The 21,263-nt window shown below is 70.5% G+C and carries 20 protein-coding genes and 1 riboswitch; of the genes, 12 read left to right on the forward strand and 8 right to left on the reverse strand.

What is annotated here, in order from left to right:
- Positions 1-76: 76 nt before the first annotated feature.
- On the reverse strand, positions 77-1,483 hold the full coding sequence (locus ABZ899_RS12675) for a family 2B encapsulin nanocompartment shell protein (protein ID WP_361344770.1): 1,407 nt from the start codon (positions 1,481-1,483) through the stop codon (positions 77-79).
- Positions 1,484-1,785: 302 nt separating this feature from the next.
- Between ABZ899_RS12675 and ABZ899_RS12680 the strand changes: the two genes are divergently transcribed.
- Together ABZ899_RS12680 and ABZ899_RS12685 are read left to right on the forward strand one after the other, a co-directional pair.
- Positions 1,786-2,376 carry an N-acetylmuramoyl-L-alanine amidase gene (locus ABZ899_RS12680; protein WP_361344772.1) on the forward strand — a complete coding sequence of 197 codons (591 nt, stop codon included), beginning with the start codon at positions 1,786-1,788 and terminating at the stop codon, positions 2,374-2,376.
- A 27-nt stretch (positions 2,377-2,403) separates the two neighbouring features.
- Positions 2,404-3,318 carry a pyridoxal-phosphate dependent enzyme gene (locus tag ABZ899_RS12685; protein ID WP_361344774.1) on the forward strand — a complete coding sequence of 305 codons (915 nt, stop codon included), beginning with the start codon at positions 2,404-2,406 and terminating at the stop codon, positions 3,316-3,318.
- A 15-nt stretch (positions 3,319-3,333) separates the two neighbouring features.
- Here ABZ899_RS12685 and ABZ899_RS12690 read toward each other — a convergent pair whose 3' ends face one another.
- Positions 3,334-4,929: a Na+/H+ antiporter gene (locus tag ABZ899_RS12690; RefSeq protein ID WP_361344776.1), complete on the reverse strand. Its 1,596-nt coding sequence runs from the start codon at positions 4,927-4,929 to the stop codon at positions 3,334-3,336.
- 134 nt (positions 4,930-5,063) lie between these two features.
- Between ABZ899_RS12690 and ABZ899_RS12695 the strand changes: the two genes are divergently transcribed.
- From ABZ899_RS12695 to ABZ899_RS12705, 3 genes are all read left to right on the forward strand, one after another.
- Positions 5,064-5,324 (forward strand): UBP-type zinc finger domain-containing protein, encoded by a 261-nt coding sequence (locus ABZ899_RS12695; protein ID WP_361344778.1) that lies wholly within the window; start codon positions 5,064-5,066, stop codon positions 5,322-5,324.
- Positions 5,325-5,594: 270 nt separating this feature from the next.
- Positions 5,595-6,008, forward strand: a complete 414-nt coding sequence (locus ABZ899_RS12700) for a hypothetical protein (protein ID WP_055624136.1) — start codon at positions 5,595-5,597, stop codon at positions 6,006-6,008.
- 17 nt (positions 6,009-6,025) lie between these two features.
- On the forward strand, positions 6,026-7,156 hold the full coding sequence (locus tag ABZ899_RS12705; RefSeq protein ID WP_361344780.1) for a SigB/SigF/SigG family RNA polymerase sigma factor: 1,131 nt from the start codon (positions 6,026-6,028) through the stop codon (positions 7,154-7,156).
- A 42-nt stretch (positions 7,157-7,198) separates the two neighbouring features.
- On the opposite strand, the gene ABZ899_RS12710 is transcribed toward ABZ899_RS12705, so the two are convergent.
- The gene (locus tag ABZ899_RS12710) at positions 7,199-7,645 is read right to left on the reverse strand and encodes a hypothetical protein (protein WP_361344782.1); all 447 of its coding nucleotides are present in this window, start codon (positions 7,643-7,645) and stop codon (positions 7,199-7,201) included.
- Between the two features lie 142 nt (positions 7,646-7,787).
- On the opposite strand from ABZ899_RS12710, the gene ABZ899_RS12715 reads away from it, so the two are divergent.
- Together ABZ899_RS12715 and ABZ899_RS12720 are read left to right on the forward strand one after the other, a co-directional pair.
- The gene (locus ABZ899_RS12715) at positions 7,788-8,756 is read left to right on the forward strand and encodes a diacylglycerol kinase family protein (RefSeq protein ID WP_361344784.1); all 969 of its coding nucleotides are present in this window, start codon (positions 7,788-7,790) and stop codon (positions 8,754-8,756) included.
- A gap of 317 nt (positions 8,757-9,073) precedes the next feature.
- Complete coding sequence (locus tag ABZ899_RS12720) at positions 9,074-9,331, forward strand: WhiB family transcriptional regulator (RefSeq protein WP_003992873.1); 258 nt, start codon at positions 9,074-9,076, stop codon at positions 9,329-9,331.
- Positions 9,332-9,569: 238 nt separating this feature from the next.
- Here the strand turns inward: ABZ899_RS12720 and ABZ899_RS12725 are convergent, their stop codons facing one another.
- The gene (locus ABZ899_RS12725) at positions 9,570-11,036 is read right to left on the reverse strand and encodes a PAS domain-containing sensor histidine kinase (protein WP_361345227.1); all 1,467 of its coding nucleotides are present in this window, start codon (positions 11,034-11,036) and stop codon (positions 9,570-9,572) included.
- A 676-nt stretch (positions 11,037-11,712) separates the two neighbouring features.
- Between ABZ899_RS12725 and nagB the strand changes: the two genes are divergently transcribed.
- Positions 11,713-12,498 carry a glucosamine-6-phosphate deaminase gene (gene nagB / locus ABZ899_RS12730; protein ID WP_361344786.1) on the forward strand — a complete coding sequence of 262 codons (786 nt, stop codon included), beginning with the start codon at positions 11,713-11,715 and terminating at the stop codon, positions 12,496-12,498.
- A 54-nt stretch (positions 12,499-12,552) separates the two neighbouring features.
- On the opposite strand, the gene ABZ899_RS12735 is transcribed toward nagB, so the two are convergent.
- The 4 genes from ABZ899_RS12735 to ABZ899_RS12750 form a co-directional block, all read right to left on the reverse strand.
- Entirely contained in the window at positions 12,553-14,043 is a 1,491-nt protein-coding gene (locus ABZ899_RS12735; protein ID WP_361344788.1) for a glycoside hydrolase family 3 protein, read from the reverse strand.
- A gap of 9 nt (positions 14,044-14,052) precedes the next feature.
- Positions 14,053-14,883, reverse strand: coding sequence for a carbohydrate ABC transporter permease (locus ABZ899_RS12740; protein ID WP_361344790.1), 831 nt, complete (start codon positions 14,881-14,883; stop codon positions 14,053-14,055).
- Complete coding sequence (locus ABZ899_RS12745) at positions 14,880-15,866, reverse strand: sugar ABC transporter permease (RefSeq protein ID WP_361344792.1); 987 nt, start codon at positions 15,864-15,866, stop codon at positions 14,880-14,882. Before ABZ899_RS12745 ends, ABZ899_RS12740 begins: the two co-directional genes overlap by 4 nt.
- Before the next feature lie 79 nt (positions 15,867-15,945).
- Entirely contained in the window at positions 15,946-17,223 is a 1,278-nt protein-coding gene (locus ABZ899_RS12750; protein ID WP_361344794.1) for an extracellular solute-binding protein, read from the reverse strand.
- Positions 17,224-17,580: 357 nt separating this feature from the next.
- Here ABZ899_RS12750 and ABZ899_RS12755 point away from each other — a divergent pair, with 357 nt between their 5' ends.
- From ABZ899_RS12755 to ABZ899_RS12770, 4 genes are all read left to right on the forward strand, one after another.
- Positions 17,581-18,345: a GntR family transcriptional regulator gene (locus ABZ899_RS12755; RefSeq protein ID WP_062668210.1), complete on the forward strand. Its 765-nt coding sequence runs from the start codon at positions 17,581-17,583 to the stop codon at positions 18,343-18,345.
- Between the two features lie 147 nt (positions 18,346-18,492).
- The gene (locus ABZ899_RS12760) at positions 18,493-18,756 is read left to right on the forward strand and encodes a DUF3311 domain-containing protein (RefSeq protein ID WP_361344796.1); all 264 of its coding nucleotides are present in this window, start codon (positions 18,493-18,495) and stop codon (positions 18,754-18,756) included.
- Positions 18,753-20,381 carry a monocarboxylate uptake permease MctP gene (gene mctP / locus ABZ899_RS12765; RefSeq protein WP_361344798.1) on the forward strand — a complete coding sequence of 543 codons (1,629 nt, stop codon included), beginning with the start codon at positions 18,753-18,755 and terminating at the stop codon, positions 20,379-20,381. The genes ABZ899_RS12760 and mctP overlap by 4 nt, the downstream gene beginning before the upstream one ends.
- A 127-nt stretch (positions 20,382-20,508) precedes the next feature.
- The gene (locus tag ABZ899_RS12770; RefSeq protein ID WP_361344800.1) at positions 20,509-21,015 is read left to right on the forward strand and encodes a GNAT family N-acetyltransferase; all 507 of its coding nucleotides are present in this window, start codon (positions 20,509-20,511) and stop codon (positions 21,013-21,015) included.
- Between the two features lie 17 nt (positions 21,016-21,032).
- Positions 21,033-21,193, forward strand: a riboswitch (cobalamin riboswitch).
- The last annotated feature ends 70 nt before the right edge of the window (positions 21,194-21,263 follow it).

Below are 21,263 nucleotides of genomic sequence, written 5' to 3' on the forward strand. Positions count from 1 at the left end.
TCCGCTCCGGCTGGACGCCTACGCCGTGGGTCTACCCACGCGGTGAGTGCGGAACACGGCGTACCGCCGGCGACGGTCATCGCCAACGGCCGATCTCGACGTTCTCCAGGACGCCGAGGGCGTCCGGGACGAGGACCGCGGCCGAGTAGTACGCCGTCACGAGGTAGTTGATGACGGCCTGCTCGTTGATGCCCATGAAGCGGCACGACAGGCTCGGCTCGATCTCGTCCGGGATGCCGGCCTGCTGGAGCCCGATGACCCCCTGCTCCGCCTCGCCGGTGCGCAGCGCGATGATCGAGGTCGTCCGGGCGTCGGTGACCGGGATCTTGTTGCACGGGAAGATCGGCACGCCCCGCCAGGTCGGGATGCGGTTGCCGCCCATCTCGATGGTCTCCGGGACCAGTCCGCGCTTGTTCAGCTCGCGTCCGAACGCGGAGATCGCCCGCGGGTGGGCGAGGAACATCTTGGTGCCGCGCCGCCGGCTGAGCAGCTCGTCCATGTCGTCGGGGCCGGGCACGCCGTCGTGCGGCTGGAGCCGCTGGTCGTACTCGCAGTTGTGGAGCAGGCCGAACTCGCGGTTGTTGACGAGTTCGTGCTCCTGGCGCTCCTTCAGGGCCTCCACGGTGAGCCGCAGCTGCTGCTCGGTCTGGTTCATCGGCTGGTTGTACAGGTCGGCCACGCGTGTGTGGATGCGCAGCACGGTCTGGGCGATGCTCAGTTCGTACTCGCGGGGCCGGGCCTCGTAGTCGACGAAGGTGTGCGGGATGTCCGGCTCGCCGCTGTGGCCGGCGGCCAGGTCGAGCGCCTTCTCGCCGTACTTGTTGGTGCGCTGCGCGGGGATCGACCGCAGCCGCTCCAGATGCCCCCGCAGCGACTCGGCGCGCTCCGCTACCTGCTCGAAGTCCCGCCGGTCCAGGACCAGGACGGTGCAGGCGGTCACCGTGCGGGCGGTGTACTCCCAGATGGCGTCGGAGTCGAGCAGCGCCTGCTCGCCGAGGTAGGCGCCGTCGGCGAGGACACCCAGCAGCTCGTCCTCCCCGTAGGGGCCGGCGCCGATCTTCTCCACCCTGCCGTGCGCGAGCAGGTACACGGCGTCGGTCGGGCTGCCGAACGAGGCGATGACCTGGCCGGCCGCGAACTCCCGCTGCACGCACCGCTGGGCGAGCTCGAAGAGCACGTCCTCGTCCTCGAAGGACCGCAGCGCCGGCAGTTCACCCAGCTCGGCGGGGATGACCTCGACCCGGTCACCGGTCTTCACGAACGTGACGCGGCCGTCCCCCACGGCGTACGTCAGACGCCGGTTCACCCGGTACGTGCCGCCCTGCACATTGACCCAGGGCAGCATGCGCAGCAGCCAGCGGGAGCTGATCTCCTGCATCTGGGGAGCCGACTTGGTCGTGGTGGCCAGGTTCCGTGCGGCTGCCGTGCCGAGACTCTGCTGCGCCTTGGCCTGCTCCGTACGGACCTCTTCGCCTACCGACATATGGAATTGCCCTCCCGGTCGTGCACCGGCGCCGTCGCGGCGCCACGCGTAGCGATCTGCCTGACCAGGCTTTCATCACGGAACGTGTTGGTGCTATTACACGAACGAGGGGGAATGGATCACGGACCCGCTGGGCAGATGGAGGTCTTCTGTCCATCCGTACCGGCGCCGCCGGCTGGCCGAAACAGCTCGCTCACCGTGCGAGCGGCGGAGCGACAAGGAGTCCTTTCTTCCGTTTCCGGTAAAGCACCGGTACGAGGCGGCCGCATCCGGCGGCCGCCCCACGGCACGAGGAGGCGTACATGGCCACACCCATGTCCGCGAGCAGATTCCTGCAGAGGCTGCGCGCGGAGGGCGTGACGGTCGTCGAGGTCGGCGACTGGGAGCACCACAACCGCAATCACGTGGGGCCCTGGGGCCCCGTGCACGGCGTGATGATCCACCACTCGGTGACCAAGGGCAGCGCACACACCGTGGAGCTGTGCCGCAAGGGCTACGAAGGGCTGCCCGGTCCGCTCTGCCACGGGGTGATCACCAAGGACGGCAAGGTCCACCTGGTCGGCTACGGCCGTGCCAACCACGCCGGTCTCGGCGACGACGACGTGCTGCGCGCGGTCATCGCGGAGGAGGCACTGCCGCCGGACAACGAGGCCAACACCGACGGCAACCGACACTTCTACGGCTTCGAGTGCGAGAACCTGGGCGACGGCAAGGACCCCTGGCCCGAGGCTCAGTTGGAAGCGATCGAGCGCGTGTCGGCCGCGATCTGCCGCCATCACGGCTGGAACGAGCGCTCGGTGATCGGGCACCTGGAGTGGCAGCCCGGAAAGGTGGACCCGCGCGGGTTCACGATGGCGTCCCTGCGCGGGCGCGTGAAGGAGCGGCTGAAGTAGCGGCCCCGTGCCGGTCACAATGGCCGGGTGACCAGCCGTGACGCCGTACCCGACCTCGCCGCCCTGCGGCCCCGGCTGCCCTCGCCGCTGCGCGAGTCGCCGGACGGGCGGCTGGAGCGGCGCGGTGTGCGGCTGCTGCTCAAACGGGACGACCTGATCCACCCGGAGCTGGTCGGCAACAAGTGGCGCAAGCTCGCGCCGAACCTGACGGCCGCGGCCGGACGGACGGTCGTCACCTTCGGCGGCGCCTATTCGAACCATCTGCGGGCCACGGCGGCGGCGGGCCGTCTCCTCGGTCTGCCCACGGTCGGCGTGGTGCGCGGCCAGGAGCTGGCGGAACGTCCCCTCAACCCCTCGCTGGCCCGGTGCGTGGCCGACGGGATGCGGCTGCACTTCGTCGACCGGTCGACGTACCGCCGCAAGGGCGAGCCCTCGACGCTCGCCGCCGTGCTGCGCGCGGCGGGCGCCCGGGACGCCCACGTCGTCCCGGAGGGCGGTAGCAACGCCCTGGCCGTCCAGGGGTGCCGGGCGCTCGGCGAGGAGCTGCGCGGGCGGGCCGACGTGGTCGCGGTCGCGTGCGGCACGGGCGGGACCCTGGCGGGCCTGGCCGCCGGGCTGGGTCCGGGCGGGCGGGCGCTGGGCGTGCCGGTGCTCAAGGGCGGCTTCCTCGGCGCCGAGGTCCGTGCCCTGCAGACCGCGGCGTTCGGGGGACCGCGCGGCGACTGGTCCCTCGACGAGCGCTTCCACTTCGGTGGGTACGCGCGTACGACGCCCGCTCTGGAGTCCTTCGTGGCCGACTTCGAGGAGCGCCACGGGCTGCCCGTCGAGCGTCTTTATGTGGCCAAAATGTTGAACGCGCTCGTGGCCCTCGCCGAGGAGGGCGCCTTCGCGCGCGGGACGACGGTCGCGGCCGTTGTCACCGGGGCGCCGTTCACCGGCTGACCCGGGCGGGCCGGGTCAGCCCCCCTCGCGGTAGGCCGCCGCCTCCTCCAGGTCCAGTCTGCGCAGCAGGGTCCGCAGCATCTCGTCGTCGATGTAGCGGCCGTCGCGCAGCTTGACGAAGACGGAGCGTTCGGCGCCGATCGCGTCCCGGGACAGACGCCGGTAGGTGTCGTCGACGGACTCGCCGGTGATCGGGTTGGCCTGGCCGAGGCGTTCCCAGACGGAGTTGCGCCGGCGTTCCAGGACCGACATCAGGCGCTCGGCCAGGGGCTCGGGGAGGGCGTTGCGCTCGTCGGCGAGCAGTTCCCGCAGGCGCTCCTCGGCGACCCGGGACGCCTGCGCCTGGGCGTTGGCCTCGGCGAGGGTCTCGGCCTGGGGGTCGCGGCCGGGCAGCTTCAGCAGACGGATCAGCGGCGGCAGCGTCAGGCCCTGCACGACGAGAGTGCCGATCACCGTGGTGAAGGTCAGGAACAGGATGAGGTTGCGCTCGGGGAAAGGCCGGCCCTCATGCGTCGTGAGCGGGATGGAGAACGCGATGGCGAGGGAGACCACGCCCCGCATCCCCGCCCAGGAGATGATGAACGGCCCCTTCCAGGTCGGGTTGTCCTCGCGCTCCCTGATCCGGGCCGAGAGCATCCGCGGCAGGAAGGTCGCCGGGTAGACCCACAGGAACCGCGTCACGACGACGACGGCGAACAGGGCGGTCGCGTACCAGGCGGCGGTGGAGCCCTCGAACTCCCCCAGGCCCTTGAGCACGACCGGCAGTTGCAGGCCGATCAGGGCGAACACGGCCGACTCCAGCACGAACGCGACCATCTTCCACACCGCCTCCTCCTGGAGCCGGGTCGCGAAGTCGACCTCCCACGCGCGGTGTCCGAGGTAGAGGGCGACGACCACGACGGCGAGCACACCGGAGGCGTGCACCTGCTCGGCGGCCGCGTACGCCACGAAAGGGGTCAGCAGCGACAGCGTGTTCTGCAGCAGCGCCTCCTTCAGATGGGTGCGCAGCCAGTGGATCGGCACCATCAGCACCAGTCCGGCGACGACGCCGCCGACCGCGGCCATCAGGAACTCCCGGATGCCGCCGGCCCAGGTGGCGCCCTCGCCGACGGCCGCGGCGACGGCGACCCGGTAGACGGTGATCGCGGTGGCGTCGTTCACCAGGGACTCGCCCTGGAGGATCGTGGTGATCCGTGACGGCAGCCCCACCCGGCGGGCGACGGCCGTCGCCGCGACCGCGTCCGGCGGCGCCACGACCGCGCCCAGCACCAGGGCCGCGGTCAGCGGGAGCCCGGGGATGAGGCGGTAGGCGGCGTAGCCCACGACGACGGTCGCGAACAGGACGTACCCCACGGACAGCAGCGCCACGGGGCGCAGTTGCGCGCGCAGGTCGAGGTAGGAGCTGTCGGTGGCCGCCGTGTAGAGCAGCGGCGGCAGGATCAGCGGCAGCACGACGTGCGGGTCGAGCGTGTAGTCGGGCACGCCCGGCACGTACGACACCATGAGTCCGGCCGCGACCAGCAGCAGGGGTGCCGGCACGGGGACCCGCCGGGCGAGCGCGGCCACCGCCGCGCTTCCCGCCACCAGCAACAGCAGCGGCATCACGTCCATGCTTCTCGCCCACCCTTGTCCGTCGCCCGCGCTCGCGCGTGGCCGCCCGTCGTGTCCGGGGACGCGGCCACCCGCGCTCCCCGGCCATGATTTTCGCGCGCGGGGCCGCGCGCGGCCGTCGTAACCTGGCAATCATGAAACAGTGCACGCACGCCGACGGGCTGCCGCACCCGGAACCCGAACCGCTGAGCGAGACGTGTCCGGAGTGTCTGGCGGAGGGTACGCATCCGGTGCAGCTGCGGATCTGCCTCACCTGCGGTCATGTCGGCTGCTGCGACTCCTCGCCCGGGCGGCACGCCACCAGGCACCACAAGGAGTCCGGGCACCCGGTCATGCGGACCTTCGAGCCCGGCGAGCGCTGGCGCTGGTGCTTCGTGGACCACGTTCTGGTGTGACGGGGACGTAGGCTGGACGGCGCCTGAACCGGACGGTTCGACCGTCTGACGTCTGGGTACGTCAAACCGGCGCGCGCTCTTCCCAATTGGGCCCGCAGACCCCCTAGCCACGGAGCGTATCCGTGTGTTTACTATGAGTGACAGCAAGGGGTTGGGGTCCTGGGGACAGGAAACTTCGAAGCGCGGTAGCGTCACCGCTGAACCACAGATCGCGTTACCCCGGGGGGCGACCCTCGGCCCCGAGAAGCTTGTACCACCTTGGAGGTGAGGGTGTCCCAGATCGCAGGCGAGCCCGTGACCCAGGACTTCGTGGAAGTCCGGCTGCCGGCTGCGGGTGCCTACCTGTCGGTGCTGCGTACGGCGACTGCCGGCCTCGCCGCCCGTTTGGACTTCACCCTCGACGAGATCGAGGACCTTCGCATCGCGGTGGACGAGGCCTGCGCGATCCTGCTCCAGCAGGCCGTGCCCGGCTCGGTGCTCAGCTGCGTGTTCCGGCTCGTCGACGACTCGCTGGAGGTCACCGTCTCGGCCCCGACCACGGACGGCCACGCCCCGTCCCGGGACACCTTCGCCTGGACCGTCCTGTCGGCCCTGGCCGGCAAGGTCTCCTCGGCGGTGGACGAGGACAAGACCGTGTCGATCAGCCTCTACAAACAGCGCGGCGCGGGACCCGGGCCGGCGTGAGGGACGGGGACGGGCCGGTGCGGGACGAAGAGCGCGGCACACGGGAGCTGCCGGACGGCACCTCCCCCTGCTCCGACGGAGCCGGGAGCCCGGGGGCGGGCCCGAGCGGCCCGAGCGGTTCCCGCCGCATGGCGGACGGCATCGACGGCATCCCCGAGCAGGCCCGGCCGCACCCGGAGGACGACTCCGTGGCGACCGGCCTCCTGGACGACGGACGGGATGACGAGGGTGCCGTGCAGGGTGCGCCCACGGCCGGGCGCATCGGGGTCTCCCCGGCCCGGCCGGCGGCGGGGGCTCGGGAGAGGGCGACGGGCGGGACGATGAGCGAGCACGAGCGATACGCCGAGGACCGGGCGGCGAGCGCGCGCGGCGCGCAGGCCACACGCCACGACCCGCAGGACCGCAGCGGGGCACGCGCCCTGTTCATCGAGCTGCGCGGGCTGCAGGACGGCACCCCGGAGTACGCGGAGCTGCGCAACCGACTGGTCCGGATGCATCTGCCGCTCGTGGAGCACCTCGCGCGCCGCTTCCGCAACCGGGGCGAGCCGCTCGACGACCTCACCCAGGTCGCCACGATCGGGCTGATCAAGTCGGTCGACCGGTTCGACCCGGACCGGGGCGTGGAGTTCTCGACGTACGCGACACCGACGGTCGTCGGGGAGATCAAGCGGCACTTCCGTGACAAGGGCTGGGCGGTCCGCGTCCCGCGCCGGCTCCAGGAGCTGCGCCTCGCCCTCACGACGGCCACCGCGGAGCTGTCCCAGCTGCACGGCCGCTCCCCCACCGTCCACGAACTCGCCGAGAAGCTGGCGATCTCGGAGGAGGAGGTCCTGGAGGGCCTGGAGTCGGCCAACGCCTACTCCACGCTGTCCCTGGACGTCCCCGACACCGACGACGAGTCGCCGGCGGTCGCGGACACCCTGGGCGCGGAGGACGAGGCGCTGGAGGGCGTCGAGTACCGCGAGTCGCTGAAGCCGCTGCTGGAGGACCTCCCGCCGCGCGAGAAGCGCATCCTGCTGCTGCGTTTCTTCGGCAACATGACGCAGTCGCAGATCGCGCAGGAGGTCGGCATCTCCCAGATGCACGTCTCGCGTCTGCTGGCGCGCACGCTGGCGCAGCTGCGGGAGAAGCTGCTCGTGGAGGAGTGAGCGCCGTGCGGGTGTGGCGGCCGGGTCCGACCCGGCCGGTGGTCACCGCTCGTCGGGTTCGGCGCCGGGCCGCCGGATGCCGAGGGCCTGCGTGGTCGACGGGCTGACGAGGAAGACCAGCGTGGCGATCGCTGCGGCGGCGAGGGCGATCCCCACCGGGATGGCGATGCTGTCGGCCTGCAGCAGGCTGTAGGCCACCGGCAGCGCCAGGATCTGGGTGATCACGGACGGTCCCCGGCTCCAGCTGCGCAGGGCGAACAGTCCGCGCGCGGCGAGCAGTGGCAGCAGGGCGAGGACGACGAGCGTGACACCGAGAGTGACGGCCTGCTGCCGGTCGTCGGGGTCCCCGGTGAGTCCGAGCACCAGTACCCAGATGCCGCCGACGGCCAGTCCCAGCCCTTCCAGGGCAGTGAGCACGGCGGCGTAGGTCAGCCGCCGCGGGCGCGGACCGGCGGTTTCCTCGGGAGTGGGGGTCTGCTGCTTGGTCACTCCTGAAGGGTAGCCCTCCGTGCGGGGCTCCTTTCGGGCCGAGGTCCCCCGGCTCCCGCCGTGGCGAGGCTCACGCGGAATGTCCCGGTCGATCCCCACCTCGGCCTGTGCCCGGTACCCCCCAGTAGGTACGCTGCCAGTCATGCGTGCACTTCTCGTGGTCAATCCGGCGGCAACCACCACAAGCGCACGTACGCGCGACGTCCTGATCCATGCGCTCGCCAGCGAGATGAAGCTGGAGGCGGTCACCACCGAGTACCGCGGGCACGCGCGCGACCTGGGCCGGCAGGCGGCGGACAGCAACGACATCGACCTGGTGGTCGCCCTCGGCGGCGACGGCACGGTGAACGAGGTCGTCAACGGCCTGCTGCACAACGGCCCCGATCCGGACGGCCTGCCGCGTCTCGCGGTGGTCCCCGGCGGTTCCACGAACGTCTTCGCCCGCGCTCTCGGGCTGCCCAACGACGCCGTCGAGGCAACCGGCGCCCTGCTCGACGCCCTGCGCGAGGGAAGCGAGCGCACGGTCGGCATGGGGATAGCCGCCGGCACCCCGGGGAGTGCGGACGAGACGGTGCCGGGCCGGTGGTTCACCTTCTGCGCGGGGCTCGGCTTCGACGCGGGGGTCGTGGGCCGGGTCGAGCAGCAGCGCGAGCAGGGCCGGAAGTCCACGCACGCGCTGTATCTGCGCCAGGTGGTGCGCCAGTTCCTCCAGGAACCCAACCGCCGGCACGGCACGATCACCCTGGAGCGGCCGGGCGAGGACCCGGTGACCGATTTGGTGCTGTCCATCGTCTGCAACACCGCTCCGTGGACGTATCTGCTCAATCGCCCCGTGTACGCGGCACCTAAGGCCTCGTTCGATACCGGTCTCGACGTACTCGGTCTCAGCCGGATGTCCACGGTCGCGGTTGCCCGGTATGCGACCCAGTTGCTCACTTCGTCCCCCGAGCGGGGACCCCAGGGCAAGCACGCGGTCTCGCTGCACGATCTGGACCGGTTCACCTTGCATTCGAAGGTGCCCCTGCCCCTTCAGATGGACGGCGACCACCTGGGGCTGCGTACGAGCGTGACGTTCACAGGCGTACGCCGTGCACTGCGTGTGATTGTGTGAGCGGAACGGGCGAAAGTCCTTTCACTCGAACGTTTAGGCCAGGATCCACCCCATGGAAGTACGGCTGTGACCTAGTCGACACCGAGGAATCAAAAAAAACTTTCCGGAAGGGGTTGTATCCGCCGCCGAGGTTTGCGAGTCTCTTCATGGCGATCGGGACGGCCCGCAAGACCGGCCTCCACTGATCACCAGAATCCCCTTCAACTCACAGGACCCACGCCGGGAAACCTGGCGATAGGCCCTTCACTTGTTGAGGGATTCGTGAAAGCGTTCACATTCACAAGCAACCCGCATGTAATCAAGGAGAGGTAGCAGCCATGGACTGGCGTCACAACGCCGTTTGCCGCGAGGAAGACCCCGAGCTGTTCTTCCCCATCGGCAACACCGGTCCTGCGCTGCTGCAGATCGAGGAAGCCAAGGCCGTCTGCCGTCGCTGCCCGGTTATCGAGCAGTGCCTGCAGTGGGCGCTCGAGTCCGGTCAGGACTCCGGCGTCTGGGGTGGTCTCAGCGAGGACGAGCGCCGCGCCATGAAGCGCCGCGCCGCCCGCAACCGGGCCCGTCAGGCCTCCGCCTGACACTCCCACCCCGCAAGAACAGCCTGAGCTTGGCGGCGCGTACAGCGCGTACGCATCTCCCGCCCCCGAGCCGCAGCGCGCAGTACCCCCGATGCTCCCCCGACACTCGGCCCCGGTCGAACGGCGGGTGACCATCGAACTTGCTGACGAGCAGCAACGAGCACTGGCCCCGGACCTTCTGGTCCGGGGCTCTTTGCTGTCCGCACTCCCCCGCCGCGGGCCACACCCCCGGCCGGCGCTACTTGGCCGCCCGTACCGGGATGTCGAGGATCACCCGGGTGCCCCGCTCCGGCGCGGGCACCATGTCGAAGGAGCCGCCCAACTCGCCCTCGACGAGCGTCCGTACGATCTGCAGGCCGAGATTGCCCGCGGTGTGCGGGTCGAAGCCCTCGGGCAGGCCGACGCCGTCGTCCTGGACCGTGACCAGGAGCCGTGCCTGCTTGGCTGTCCCGCCGCGGACCGCGGACACCTCGACGGTGCCGGTGTCGCCCTCGCGGAACCCGTGCTCCAGCGCGTTCTGCAGGACTTCGGTCAGCACCATCGACAGCGGGGTGGCGACCTCGGCGTCCAGGATGCCGAAGCGGCCCGTGCGCCGGCCGGTGACCTTGCCGGGCGAGATCTCGGCGACCATCGCGAGCACCCGGTCGGCGATCTCGTCGAACTCGACGCGCTCGTCCAGGTTCTGGCTGAGCGTCTCGTGCACGATGGCGATCGAGCCGACGCGGCGGACCGCCTCCTCCAGGGCCTCGCGGCCGCGGTCGGACTCGATGCGCCGGGCCTGCAGGCGCAGCAGGGCGGCCACCGTCTGGAGGTTGTTCTTGACCCGGTGGTGGATCTCCCGGATCGTCGCGTCCTTGGTGATCAACTCGCGCTCGCGGCGGCGCAGTTCGGTGACGTCCCGCAGCAGCACCAGCGATCCGATGCGGATGCCCTTGGGCTTGAGCGGGATCGCCCGGAACTGGATGACGCCGTCGCCGGACTCGATCTCGAACTCACGGGGCGCCCAGCCGCTGGCGACCTTGGCGAGCGCCTCGTCCACCGGGCCGTGGGTCGGGGCGAGTTCGGCGGTCGTCCGGCCCAGGTGGTGGCCGACCAGGTCGGCCGCGAGGCCCAGGCGGTGGTAGGCGGAGAGGGCGTTCGGGGAGGCGTACTGGACGACGCCGTCGGCGTCCACGCGGATCAGGCCGTCGCCGACCCGCGGCGAGGCGTCCATGTCGACCTGCTGGTTGGCGAACGGGAACGAGCCGGCCGCGATCATCTGCGCGAGGTCCGAGGCGCTCTGCAGATAGGTGAGCTCGAGACGGCTCGGGGTGCGGACGGTGAGCAGGTTGGTGTTGCGGGCGATGACGCCGAGGACGCGGCCCTCCCGCCGGACCGGGATCGACTCGACGCGGACCGGCACCTCCTCGCGCCACTCCGGGTCGCCCTCGCGCACGATGCGGCCCTCGTCGAGCGCGGCGTCCAGCATGGGGCGGCGGCCGCGCGGCACGAGGTGGCCGACCATGTCGTCCTGGTAGGAGGTCGGGCCGGTGTTGGGCCGCATCTGCGCCACGGAGACATAGCGGGTGCCGTCGCTGGTGGGCACCCACAGCACGAGGTCGGCGAAGGAGAGGTCGGAGAGCAGCTGCCACTCCGAGACCAGCAGATGAAGCCACTCGAGGTCGGTGTCGTCGAGGGCTGTGTGCTGGCGTACGAGTTCGTTCATGGAGGGCACGAGGCCGAGCGTACCCGGGGTCACGGACGGGGCCCGAACGCCGCCCTCGGGAGGCTGTACGGCCCCGGAGACACCCGCGGGCCGCGGCGCCTGAGAGGGACCCTCAACCCTCCCGGCACCGCAGCCCGGAGCAATATCGGCCGTGGGGTGTGCGGTCCCGGTCGGCCGAGGATGAGGACCCGGGGGCAGTCAGGGCAGAGAGCCCCGGTTCCTCGGTCCGCCTTCCTGTGCGGGGAAGGCGGAAGTCGGTGCGTACTTCGCTACGCACTCCCTGGCATTGTGGACTAGACCACTCGAGTGTGTCCATGCGTGGGAGCTTGTTCGTTGTTGGCGTTTCCGGGCGGGCCCTCGGACCGGCCCGAGCCCTTCGGCCGCCCCGTCATGCATCACGCAGCCTAACCCGTATGGGTTCATGTCGGGGCGGGTCGGCCGGGGCAATTCCAGCGGGCGGACCCGGTTCGTCCTTGTTCGTCCCGTCAGGCCATCTTTCGTACCGGGGCGTGGGCATCGCGCCGGAGCCGTGGAAGGCCCCTCGCGCGGGGCCCCGGGCGGCGGCTCGCGGGGCACGCTCACCTGGGCCCGAGGGCCCCGCTCTGTTAGATTGGTCTAAACCACATGCTCCCTTCAGGGTGCCCTTCGAGTCCCTCTTCAGATCGGCAGGCCCAGCGTGGAAGTTGTCATCGTTCCGGACGCCCAGGCGGGCGGCGAGCTGATAGCCGAGGCCATGGCCCAGCTGCTCCGACGCAAGCCCGACGCCCTGCTCGGTGTGGCCACCGGCTCGACACCGCTGCCCGTCTACACCGCGCTCGCGGCCAAGGTGCGCTCCGGTGCCGTCGACGCCTCGCGGGCGCGCATCGCGCAGCTCGACGAGTACGTGGGGCTTCCCGCCGAGCACCCGGAGTCCTACCGCTCGGTGCTGCGGCGCGAGGTGCTGGAGCCGCTGGGCCTCGGCATGGACGCGTTCATGGGCCCGGACGGCACGGCCGAGGACGTGCAGGCCGCGTGCGAGGCGTACGACGCGGCCCTGGCGGCGGCCGGCGGGGTCGACCTCCAGCTGCTCGGGATCGGCACGGACGGGCACATCGGCTTCAACGAGCCCTGTTCGTCGCTGGCCTCGCGGACCCGGATCAAGACGCTCACCGAGCAGACCCGGGTGGACAACGCGCGCTTCTTCGACGGGGACATCGAGCAGGTCCCGCACCACGTGATCACCCAGGGCATCGGGACGATCCTGGAGGCGCGGCACCTGGTGCTGCTGGCCACCGGCGAGGGCAAGGCGGACGCGGTCGCCGCGACCGTCGAGGGGCCGGTCGCCGCGGTGTGCCCGGCGTCGGCGCTGCAGCTGCACCCGCACGCCACGGTCGTCGTCGACGAGGCGGCCGCCTCGAAGCTGAAGCTGGCGGACTACTTCCGGCAGACGTACGCCGCCAAGCCCGACTGGCAGGGGATCTGAGCCCCCTGCCCACGACTCGGGCGCCGGTCCCCCTCGGGGGACCGGCGCCCTCCGTCATCCCGCCTGGGCGCCCGCGATGACCTCGGCCGCCGCGCGGCCGCAGACGCGGGCCGCGCCGTGGGTGGCGATGTGCAGGCTGCCGCGCGGGGCGGCCTGGGGGACGCCCATCTCGACCACGATCGTGTCGGGGCGGGCCGTGAGCAGGTCGTCCAGGGCCGCCGCCATCCAGGGGTGGCGGTGCTCGTCGCGCACGACCGCCACCAGGCGGCTGTCTCCGGCCGCCGCCAGGGCCTCCCGGCCCGCGTCCTCGCCCGTGTGGCTGCCGGTCCGGGTGCCGGGGAGGAGACGGTCCAGGTCCGCGGCCACGCCCCACGGGGTCTCGTCGCCCACGGCGATGTTGGCGACCGGCGTGAAGGCGGCGACGTACGGCGCCTCGGTGAGCGGGGTGAAGGACGCGGCGCCCGTCAGCCGCAGGGCGCGGCGGGCCGCGACGAGGCCGATGCCGGGGCGGGCCTCCACCGGGTCCGCCGCAGCGGTGGCCGTCCAGCGGGCCAGCTCGCGGACGCGTTCGGCCGCCTCCGCGAGCCGCGCCTCGGGGAGTTCGCCCGAGCGGACGGCCGTGACGAGGGCGTCGCGCAGCCGCCGTACCGTCTCGTCGTCGGCGAGGCCGCCGCCCACGCAGATCGCGTCGGCGCCGGCCGCGATCGCGAGGACGCTGCCGCGTTCGATGCCGTAGGTGGCGGCGATGGCCTGCATCTCCATGCCGTCGGTGACGATGAGGCCGGTGTAGCCGAGTTCGCCGCGCAGCAGTCCGGTCAGGATGCCGCGGGACAGGGTCGCCGGGCGCTCCGGGTCCAGGGCGGGGACGAGGATGTGCGCGCTCATCACCGCCCGGGTGCCGGCCGCGATCGCCGCGCGGAACGGGGCGAGTTCGCGCTCCGTCAGCAGCGAGGCGCCGGCGTCGATACGGGGCAGGGCGTGGTGGGAGTCGACGGCGGTGTCGCCGTGGCCGGGGAAGTGCTTGGTGCACGCCGCGACGCCCGCCGACTGGAGGCCGGTGACATAGGCCGCGGTGTGCCGGGCGGCCAGGGCGGTGTCGGCGCCGAAGGAGCGCACGCCGATCACCGGGTTGGCCGGGTTGGAGTTGACGTCGGCCGACGGCGCCCAGTTGAGGTTGACCCCGCAGGCGGCGAGGCGGCGGCCCAGTTCGGCCGCGACCTGGCGGGTGAGCGCGACGTCGTCCACGGCGCCGAGGGCGTGGTTGCCGGGGAAGCTGGAGCCGGAGCGCACCTCCAGCCGCGTCACGTCACCGCCCTCCTCGTCGATCGCCACGAGGACGTCGTCGCGCTCGGCGCGCAGCTGGGCGGTGAGGGCCGCCAGTTGCTCGGGCGAGGCGATGTTGCGGCCGAACAGTCCGACGGAGGCGAGGCCCTCCCCGAGCCGGCGCAGCAGCCAGTCCGGGGCCGTGGTGCCGGTGAAGCCCGGCTGGAGGACGGTCAGGGCATCGCGCGTGAGTGTGTCGGTGCCGCTGGCGATTGTCGTCATCGGGTGGCGTTATCCCTTCACGGCGCCGGCCGTCAGGCCGCTGACAGCCCTGCGCTGCAGGAAGACGAAGAGGATCAGGATCGGGACGGCGAAGAGGGAGGACGCCGCCATGGTCGCGCCCCAGTCGTTGCCGAACGCGGTCTGGAAGCTGGACAGCCACAGCGGCAGCGTCTGCGACTCCGCCTCCTTGTTCAGCACCAGGACCAGCGGGAACTCGTTCCACGCGGTGATGAAGCCGAACAGGGACGTGGACATCAGTCCCGGTGCGAGCAGCGGCAGGATGACCTTGCGGAAGGCCTGGGAGCGGGTGCAGCCGTCGACCATCGCCGCCTCCTCCAGCTCCCGGGGCACCGCGGCGACGAAGCCGCGCAGCGTCAGGATGGTGAAGGGCAGGATCATCATCATGTAGAAGACCGTCAGCGGCAGGAGGCTGTTGAGCATCGACGCGTCGCGGACGATCATGTACATCGCGATGATCATGACCTCCCAGGGCGCCATCTGGGCCAGCATGAAGCCGATGACGAACCCGCGTCGCCCCCGGAACCGCATCCGGGCGAGGGCGAACGCGCCGGCCAGCGCGATGACCAGGGCGAAGGCGACCGCGCAGACGGTGACGATCAGCGAGTTGCCGACGTAGGTCCAGAAGTGGTCGACGCCGGTGGCCCGCCGGAAGTGCTCGAAGGTGATGTCGGTCGGGAACCAGACCGGGTCCTCGGAGATGATGTCGCCGGTCGGCTTGAACGCCGTGGCGAACATCCAGTACACGGGGAAGACGAAGCCGACGAACAGGACGACGGCCGTGACGTTGGGCCACAGGCGGCCGAAGAGCGAGCGCTTCACAGCTCGTCCTCCTCTTGCTTGAGCACGATCCTGAGGTAGTACGCGGTCAGGCCGAGCAGGATCAGGATGGTCAGGACGGCGATCGCGGCGCCCATGCCGTAGTGCTGGTTTCCGACGCCCTCGATGTAGGCGTAGACGGGCAGGATCTCGGTGAGCCGGTCGGGGCCGCCGCCGTTGATGGTGAAGACCTGCACGAACGCCTTGAAGACCCAGATGACCTCGAGGAAGGTCGTGGCGTACAGGAAGGGGCGCAGGAAGGGCATGGTCACCGTGGTGAAGCTCTTCCACACGCCCGCGCCGTCCAGGGCCGCGGCCTCGTACAGCTCGCCGGGGATGGTGGTCGTGGCCGCGTAGAGGTTGATCGCGACGAACGGGATCGACATCCACACGATCAGCAGCGTGACCACGAAGAACGTGGACATCTGGCTGCTGGTCCAGCTGTAGTCGGCCATCGAGTGCCAGCCCAGCTTGTCGAGCACCCAGTTGACGACGCCGAAGCGCTGGGCGAACAGCCACTGGTAGACGGTGCTCGCGGCGACCACGGGCATCGCCCAGGCCAGCACGAGCCCCATCATGAGCGTGAGCCGCATCCGCCGGCCGAGGCGGGCGAGCAGCAGGCCGACCAGTGTTCCCGCGACCATGATCAGGACGACGTTGACCGCCGTGAACAGGATCGAGCGCAGGGTGACGCGCCAGAAGTCCTCGCCGGTGAGGACCTGCTTGTAGTTCTCGACGCCGTTCCACTCGGTGACGTGCTGGATCAGCTGCGCCATGTTGAGGTTCTGGAACGACAGCAGCACGTCCTTCAGCAGCGGCCAGCCGAGCAGCAGCACGGTGGCCGCGCAGGCCGGCAGCAGCAGGAGGTACGGGACGAACGTGCCCGCGCGCTTCCCCGACGCGGGTCTGGGCCCGCCGGGTCGGCTCGGCGTCGTCTTCGCCACGTCCACCGGACCGGAGGGCGGCCGTTCGGTCTGCACGGTCATGCTCGCGATCTCTCTTCTCGACCTACCGGAACGAGGGTGCGGGGGGCGGCCCGACGGCCGGCCCCCGCACCCGGTGCCCTTACTGCTGCTGCGCGAGGCGCTTGTTGAACTCGTCCTCGACCTGCTTGGCGGCGGCGGCCGGGGACTTGCCGTTCAGCACGGCGGTCATGTACGTCTTCACCGGGTTCGGCGCGTTCTCCACGGCGGCCCACTCGGGGATCAGCGGCGTGGTGCCACCGCCCGCGGCGGCCGGCGCGGCGGCCTCGGCGACCTCGTTGCCCTTCAGGTTGCTCTGCAGCGACTCCTTGTTGGGGATGACGCCGTTGAGCTTGGCGAGCTCGCCCTCGTACGTGTCGGACAGGGCGATCTTCAGGAACTCCTTGGCCAGCTCCTGCTTCTTGCTGCCCGCGGCGACCGCGAGGTTGGAGCCGCCGAGGAAGACACCCTCGGGCTTGTCGGCCGTGGCACCGGGGATGGTGAAGTAGCCGATCTCCTTCTCGATCTTCGGGTTCGCCTTGATGGCGATGCCGGCCTCCCAGCCCATGCCGATGAAGGCGCCGACGTCGCCCTTGCCGAAGACCTCGCCCTGCTGCGGGGTGGCCTCGTCCTTGTCCTTGGGGGCCTTGGACAGGGCCTGGAACTTCTTGTAGGTCTCCATCGCGGCGGCGACCTTGGGGTCGTCGAGGTTGGAGACGTACTTGCCGTCCTGCTCCTTCACCAGCTGGACGCCCTCACCGATGGTGAGGCCGACGAAGTGGTACCAGTTCTGGCCGGGCAGGTAGATCGGCTCGGCGTCGGTCTTCTCGTCGATCTGCTTGAGGTCGGCGTAGAACTCGTCGCGGGTCTTGGGCGTGTCCTTGATGCCGGCGTCGGCCCAGACCTTCTTGTTGTAGAGCACGACGCGGTTGGCGAAGTACCAGGGCGCCGCGTACTGCTTGCCCTCGAAGATCGAGGACTCGTTGAGGGACGCCGTCCACTCGCCGCCGATCTCGCTCTTCAGGTCCGCCAGGTCGGCGAGGCCTCCCGTCTTGGCGTACGCCGGGGTCTGGGTGTTGCCGATCTCGAAGACGTCCGGCGGGTTCTCCTCGGAGAGGGCGGTGGTCAGCTTCTGCTGGATGCCGTTCCACTGCTGGATCTCGAACTTGACCTTGGCCTTGGTCTTCTTCTCGAACGCCGCGGCGACGTCCTTCTGCCACTGGTCGGGCGAGGAACCGTCCATCACCCACACCGTGAGCGTCTCGCCCGCGTAGCCGTCCGCCCCGGCCTTGCCGCCGCCGTCGCCGTTGTCGCCCCCGCACGCCGCCAGGGAGATCATCATGCCCGCGACACCGATCGCGGATATCAGCCTGCGCTTCACGCCATCCTCCTCAGGGATGCCACAAACCCCCCTGCCTCCCCGCACTAGCGATGGGCCGGGACCTGGACCAATGGTGTAGACCAGTACCCGGAGCTTGGACCAGACCAGAAAGGGTGTCAAGGGTGCGTGAATAGCCTCCGACCAGCCGTTATGCGACCTACATATGCAGGAACCTTTAAGTAAGAAACCCTCGAAAAGGCGGCTCGCAGCCGCCGTCAGTCGCTGTACCACTGCATTCTGTGGACTAGACCAAACGACGCGGCGACGGTATACAGAACAGATCACGGAGCGTACGGGGACAGGCCCCGCGCGGCCGTGCCACGATGTGAGCCGCAGCCGGAGCCGGGAAGGCGGAGCATGAGCACCGACGTCAGCAGTGCGGAGAACGAGAGCGGCGTCCCCGTCCGTACCGCCCGCGTGCCCAAGTACTACCGCCTGAAGAAGCACCTCCTCGACATGACGGAGACCCAGGCGCCGGGCACGCCGGTGCCGCCCGAGCGCACGCTCGCCGCCGAGTTCGACACCTCGCGCACGACCGTGCGCCAGGCCCTTCAGGAACTCGTCGTCGAGGGCCGGCTCGAGCGCATCCAGGGCAAGGGCACGTTCGTCGCCAAGCCGAAGGTGTCGCAGGCGCTGCAACTCACCTCGTACACCGAGGACATGCGTGCCCAGGGCCTGGAGCCGACCTCACAGCTGCTGGACATCGGCTACATCACCGCCGACGACCGCCTGGCCGGCCTGCTCGACATCACGGCCGGCGGCCGGGTGCTGCGCATCGAGCGGCTGCGCATGGCGAACGGCGAGCCGATGGCCATCGAGACCACGCACCTGTCGGCCAAGCGCTTCCCCGCCCTGCGCCGGTCGCTGGTCAAGTACACCTCGCTCTACACCGCGCTCGCCGAGGTCTACGACGTCCACCTCGCCGAGGCCGAGGAGACCATCGAGACCTCCCTGGCCACCCCCCGCGAGGCGGGCCTGCTCGGCACCGACGTGGGCCTGCCGATGCTCATGCTGTCCCGGCACTCGCTGGACCGCGACGGCCAGCCGGTGGAGTGGGTGCGGTCGGTCTACCGCGGCGACCGGTACAAGTTCGTCGCGCGGCTGAAGCGGCCGCAGGACTGAGCGGTAACGCCGCTGCTCAACGGCCCTGTGCCACGCACACGATTCCTCCACAACCGAACAACGGTCAAGGCCTTCCGCTGCGGTCGCGCCGTCACCTACATTGCCCGGGCATTTCACAGGCGATCAACAAGGGGACGGAGCCGTCAGATGTCAGATGCCCCAGAAGTGAACAGAGGCGTGGTGACACCGACCCGGGTGGTCATCGGCCTCTGCCTGGCCGCGCCCTTCGTGGCGATGCTGTGGGTGGGTTCGTACGCCAAGACCGACCCGGAGTTCATCGGCATCCCCTTCTTCTACTGGTACCAGATGCTGTGGGTGCTGCTCTCGACGCTGCTGACGATGACGGCGTACAAGCTGTGGCAGCGTGACCAGCGCGCCCGCGCCTCGCGGAAGGGCGGTGCGGCGGAATGAACGACGGCGTGAACGGCGTCGCACTCGGCGTCTTCATCTTCTTCTTCCTGGCCGTCACGGTCATGGGCTTCCTGGCCGCGCGCTGGCGCAAGGCCGAGAACGAGCACAGCCTCGACGAATGGGGCCTGGGAGGCCGGTCGTTCGGCACCTGGGTCACCTGGTTCCTGCTCGGCGGCGACCTGTACACCGCGTACACCTTCGTCGCGGTCCCGGCGGCCATCTACGCGGCCGGCGCGGCGGGCTTCTTCGCGGTGCCGTACACCATCCTGGTCTACCCGCTGATCTTCACGTTCCTGCCGCGGCTGTGGTCGGTCTCGCACAAGCACGGCTATGTGACGACCTCGGACTTCGTGCGCGGACGGTTCGGCTCCAAGAGCCTGTCGCTGGCCGTGGCGGTCACCGGCATCCTGGCGACGATGCCCTACATCGCGCTCCAGCTCGTCGGCATCCAGGCCGTCCTGGACGTGATGGGCGTCGGCGGCGGCGAGAGCACCCACTGGTTCGTCAAGGACCTGCCGCTGCTCATCGCCTTCGGTGTGCTGGCGGCGTACACCTACTCGTCGGGACTGCGCGCCCCCGCGCTGATCGCCTTCGTCAAGGACACGCTGATCTACCTCGTCATCGCGGTGGCGATCATCTACATCCCGATCAAGCTCGGCGGCTTCGACGAGATCTTCGCCAAGGCGGGCGACGCCTTCGCGCAGACCAACCCGGCCACCGGCGCGCCGCGCGGTGCGCTGGCCCCGGGCGAGGCGGGCCAGTGGACGTACGCCACGCTGGCGCTGGGCTCCGCGCTCGCGCTGTTCATGTACCCGCACTCGATCACCGCGACGCTGTCCTCACGCAGCCGTGACGTGATCCGGCGCAACACCACGATCCTGCCGCTGTACTCCCTGATGCTGGGCCTGCTGGCGCTGCTCGGCTTCATGGCGATCGCGGCCGGGATCAAGGTGCAGAACGGGCAGCTGGCGATCCCGCAGCTGTTCGAGAACATGTTCCCCGACTGGTTCGCCGGCGTGGCCTTCGCGGCCATCGGCATCGGGGCGCTGGTACCGGCGGCGATCATGTCCATCGCGGCGGCGAACCTGTTCACCCGCAACATCTACAAGGACTTCATCAGGCCCGACGCCACGCCCGCCCAGGAGACCAAGGTCTCCAAGATCGTGTCCCTCCTGGTGAAGGTGGGCGCGCTCGTCTTCGTCCTCACCATGGACAAGACGGTCGCCATCAACTTCCAGCTGCTGGGCGGCATCTGGATCCTGCAGACCTTCCCGGCCCTGGTCGGCGGCCTGTTCACCCGCTGGTTCCACCGCTGGGCGCTGCTGGCCGGCTGGGCGGTCGGCATGCTCTACGGCACGGTCGCCGCGTACGGGGTGGCGTCGCCGACGCAGAAGCACTTCGGCGGCTCGGCCAAGGAGATCCCGGGCATCGGTGAGATCGGCTACATCGGTCTGACGGCGTTCGTGCTCAATGTGCTGGTCACGGTCGTCCTGACCTTCGTCCTGAGGGCCGCGAAGGCGCCCGAGGGCGTCGACGAGACGAAGCCGGAGGACTACACGGCGGACGCGGGTGACCCCGGCGTCCAGGTGGAGCTGCCGCCGGCCACGGCGGGCTCGGCCCACTGAACCACCGGCACACGGCGGGCCGTCGGAGAGATCCGGCGGCCCGCCGCCGTGTGCGCGGGGGTTGTCCCGTCGGCGACGCCGGGGCCCGGCCTGACCGGCGGGACACCTCCTACGGCAGACTCGCCGTATGGACATCGTGATCCGGCAGGCGGACCCAGGCGAGTACGGCATCCTCGGCGAGATCACCGCACGGGCCTATCTCCAGGACGGCTTCCTCGACTTCGGCGAGAGCGACGACTACCTCGGCGAGCTCAAGGACGTGGCCAGGCGCGCGGCGGCCGCACAGGTGCTCGTGGCCGTCGAGCACGACCGCGTCCTCGGCGGCGTGACCTTCGTCCCGGACGGCGGCCCGATGGCCGATCTGGCCCGCCGCGGCGAGGCGGAGATCCGTATGCTCGCCGTCGACCACGCGGCCCGGGGCCGTGGAGCCGGCGAGGCGCTGGTCCGCGCCTGCGTCGACCGCGCCCGCGCCACGGAGGGGTGTGTGCGGGTGATCCTCTCCTCCCAGTCCACCATGCACTCCGCCCACCGCCTCTACGAGCGCCTGGGCTTCGTCCGCACACCGGACCGGGACTGGAACCCCCTGCCGGAGCTGACCGACCTCATGCTCATCACCTATGAGTTGACGCTCTGACACCAGTACGCCACAACATCTAGGGGTGGCGCGGCGGGCGAGCACAAGATGTATGCTCATGCTCGCTGTCGCCGCAGGGGAATCCGGTGCGAATCCGGAACTGTCCCGCAACGGTGTACCTGTGCATGTCGCGTGCACATCGTCAGTCCGAGGACCTGCCGACAGTGCGTCCCGGCCACCCCCGGCCGGTGCGCTCCGACGTCCGGGCCTCGGGGAATGGGCCGGTGGACGCGACGCCCCGTGCGCTC

It is taken from the genome of Streptomyces sp. NPDC046859 (assembly GCF_040645135.1).
GTDB lineage: Bacteria > Actinomycetota > Actinomycetes > Streptomycetales > Streptomycetaceae > Streptomyces.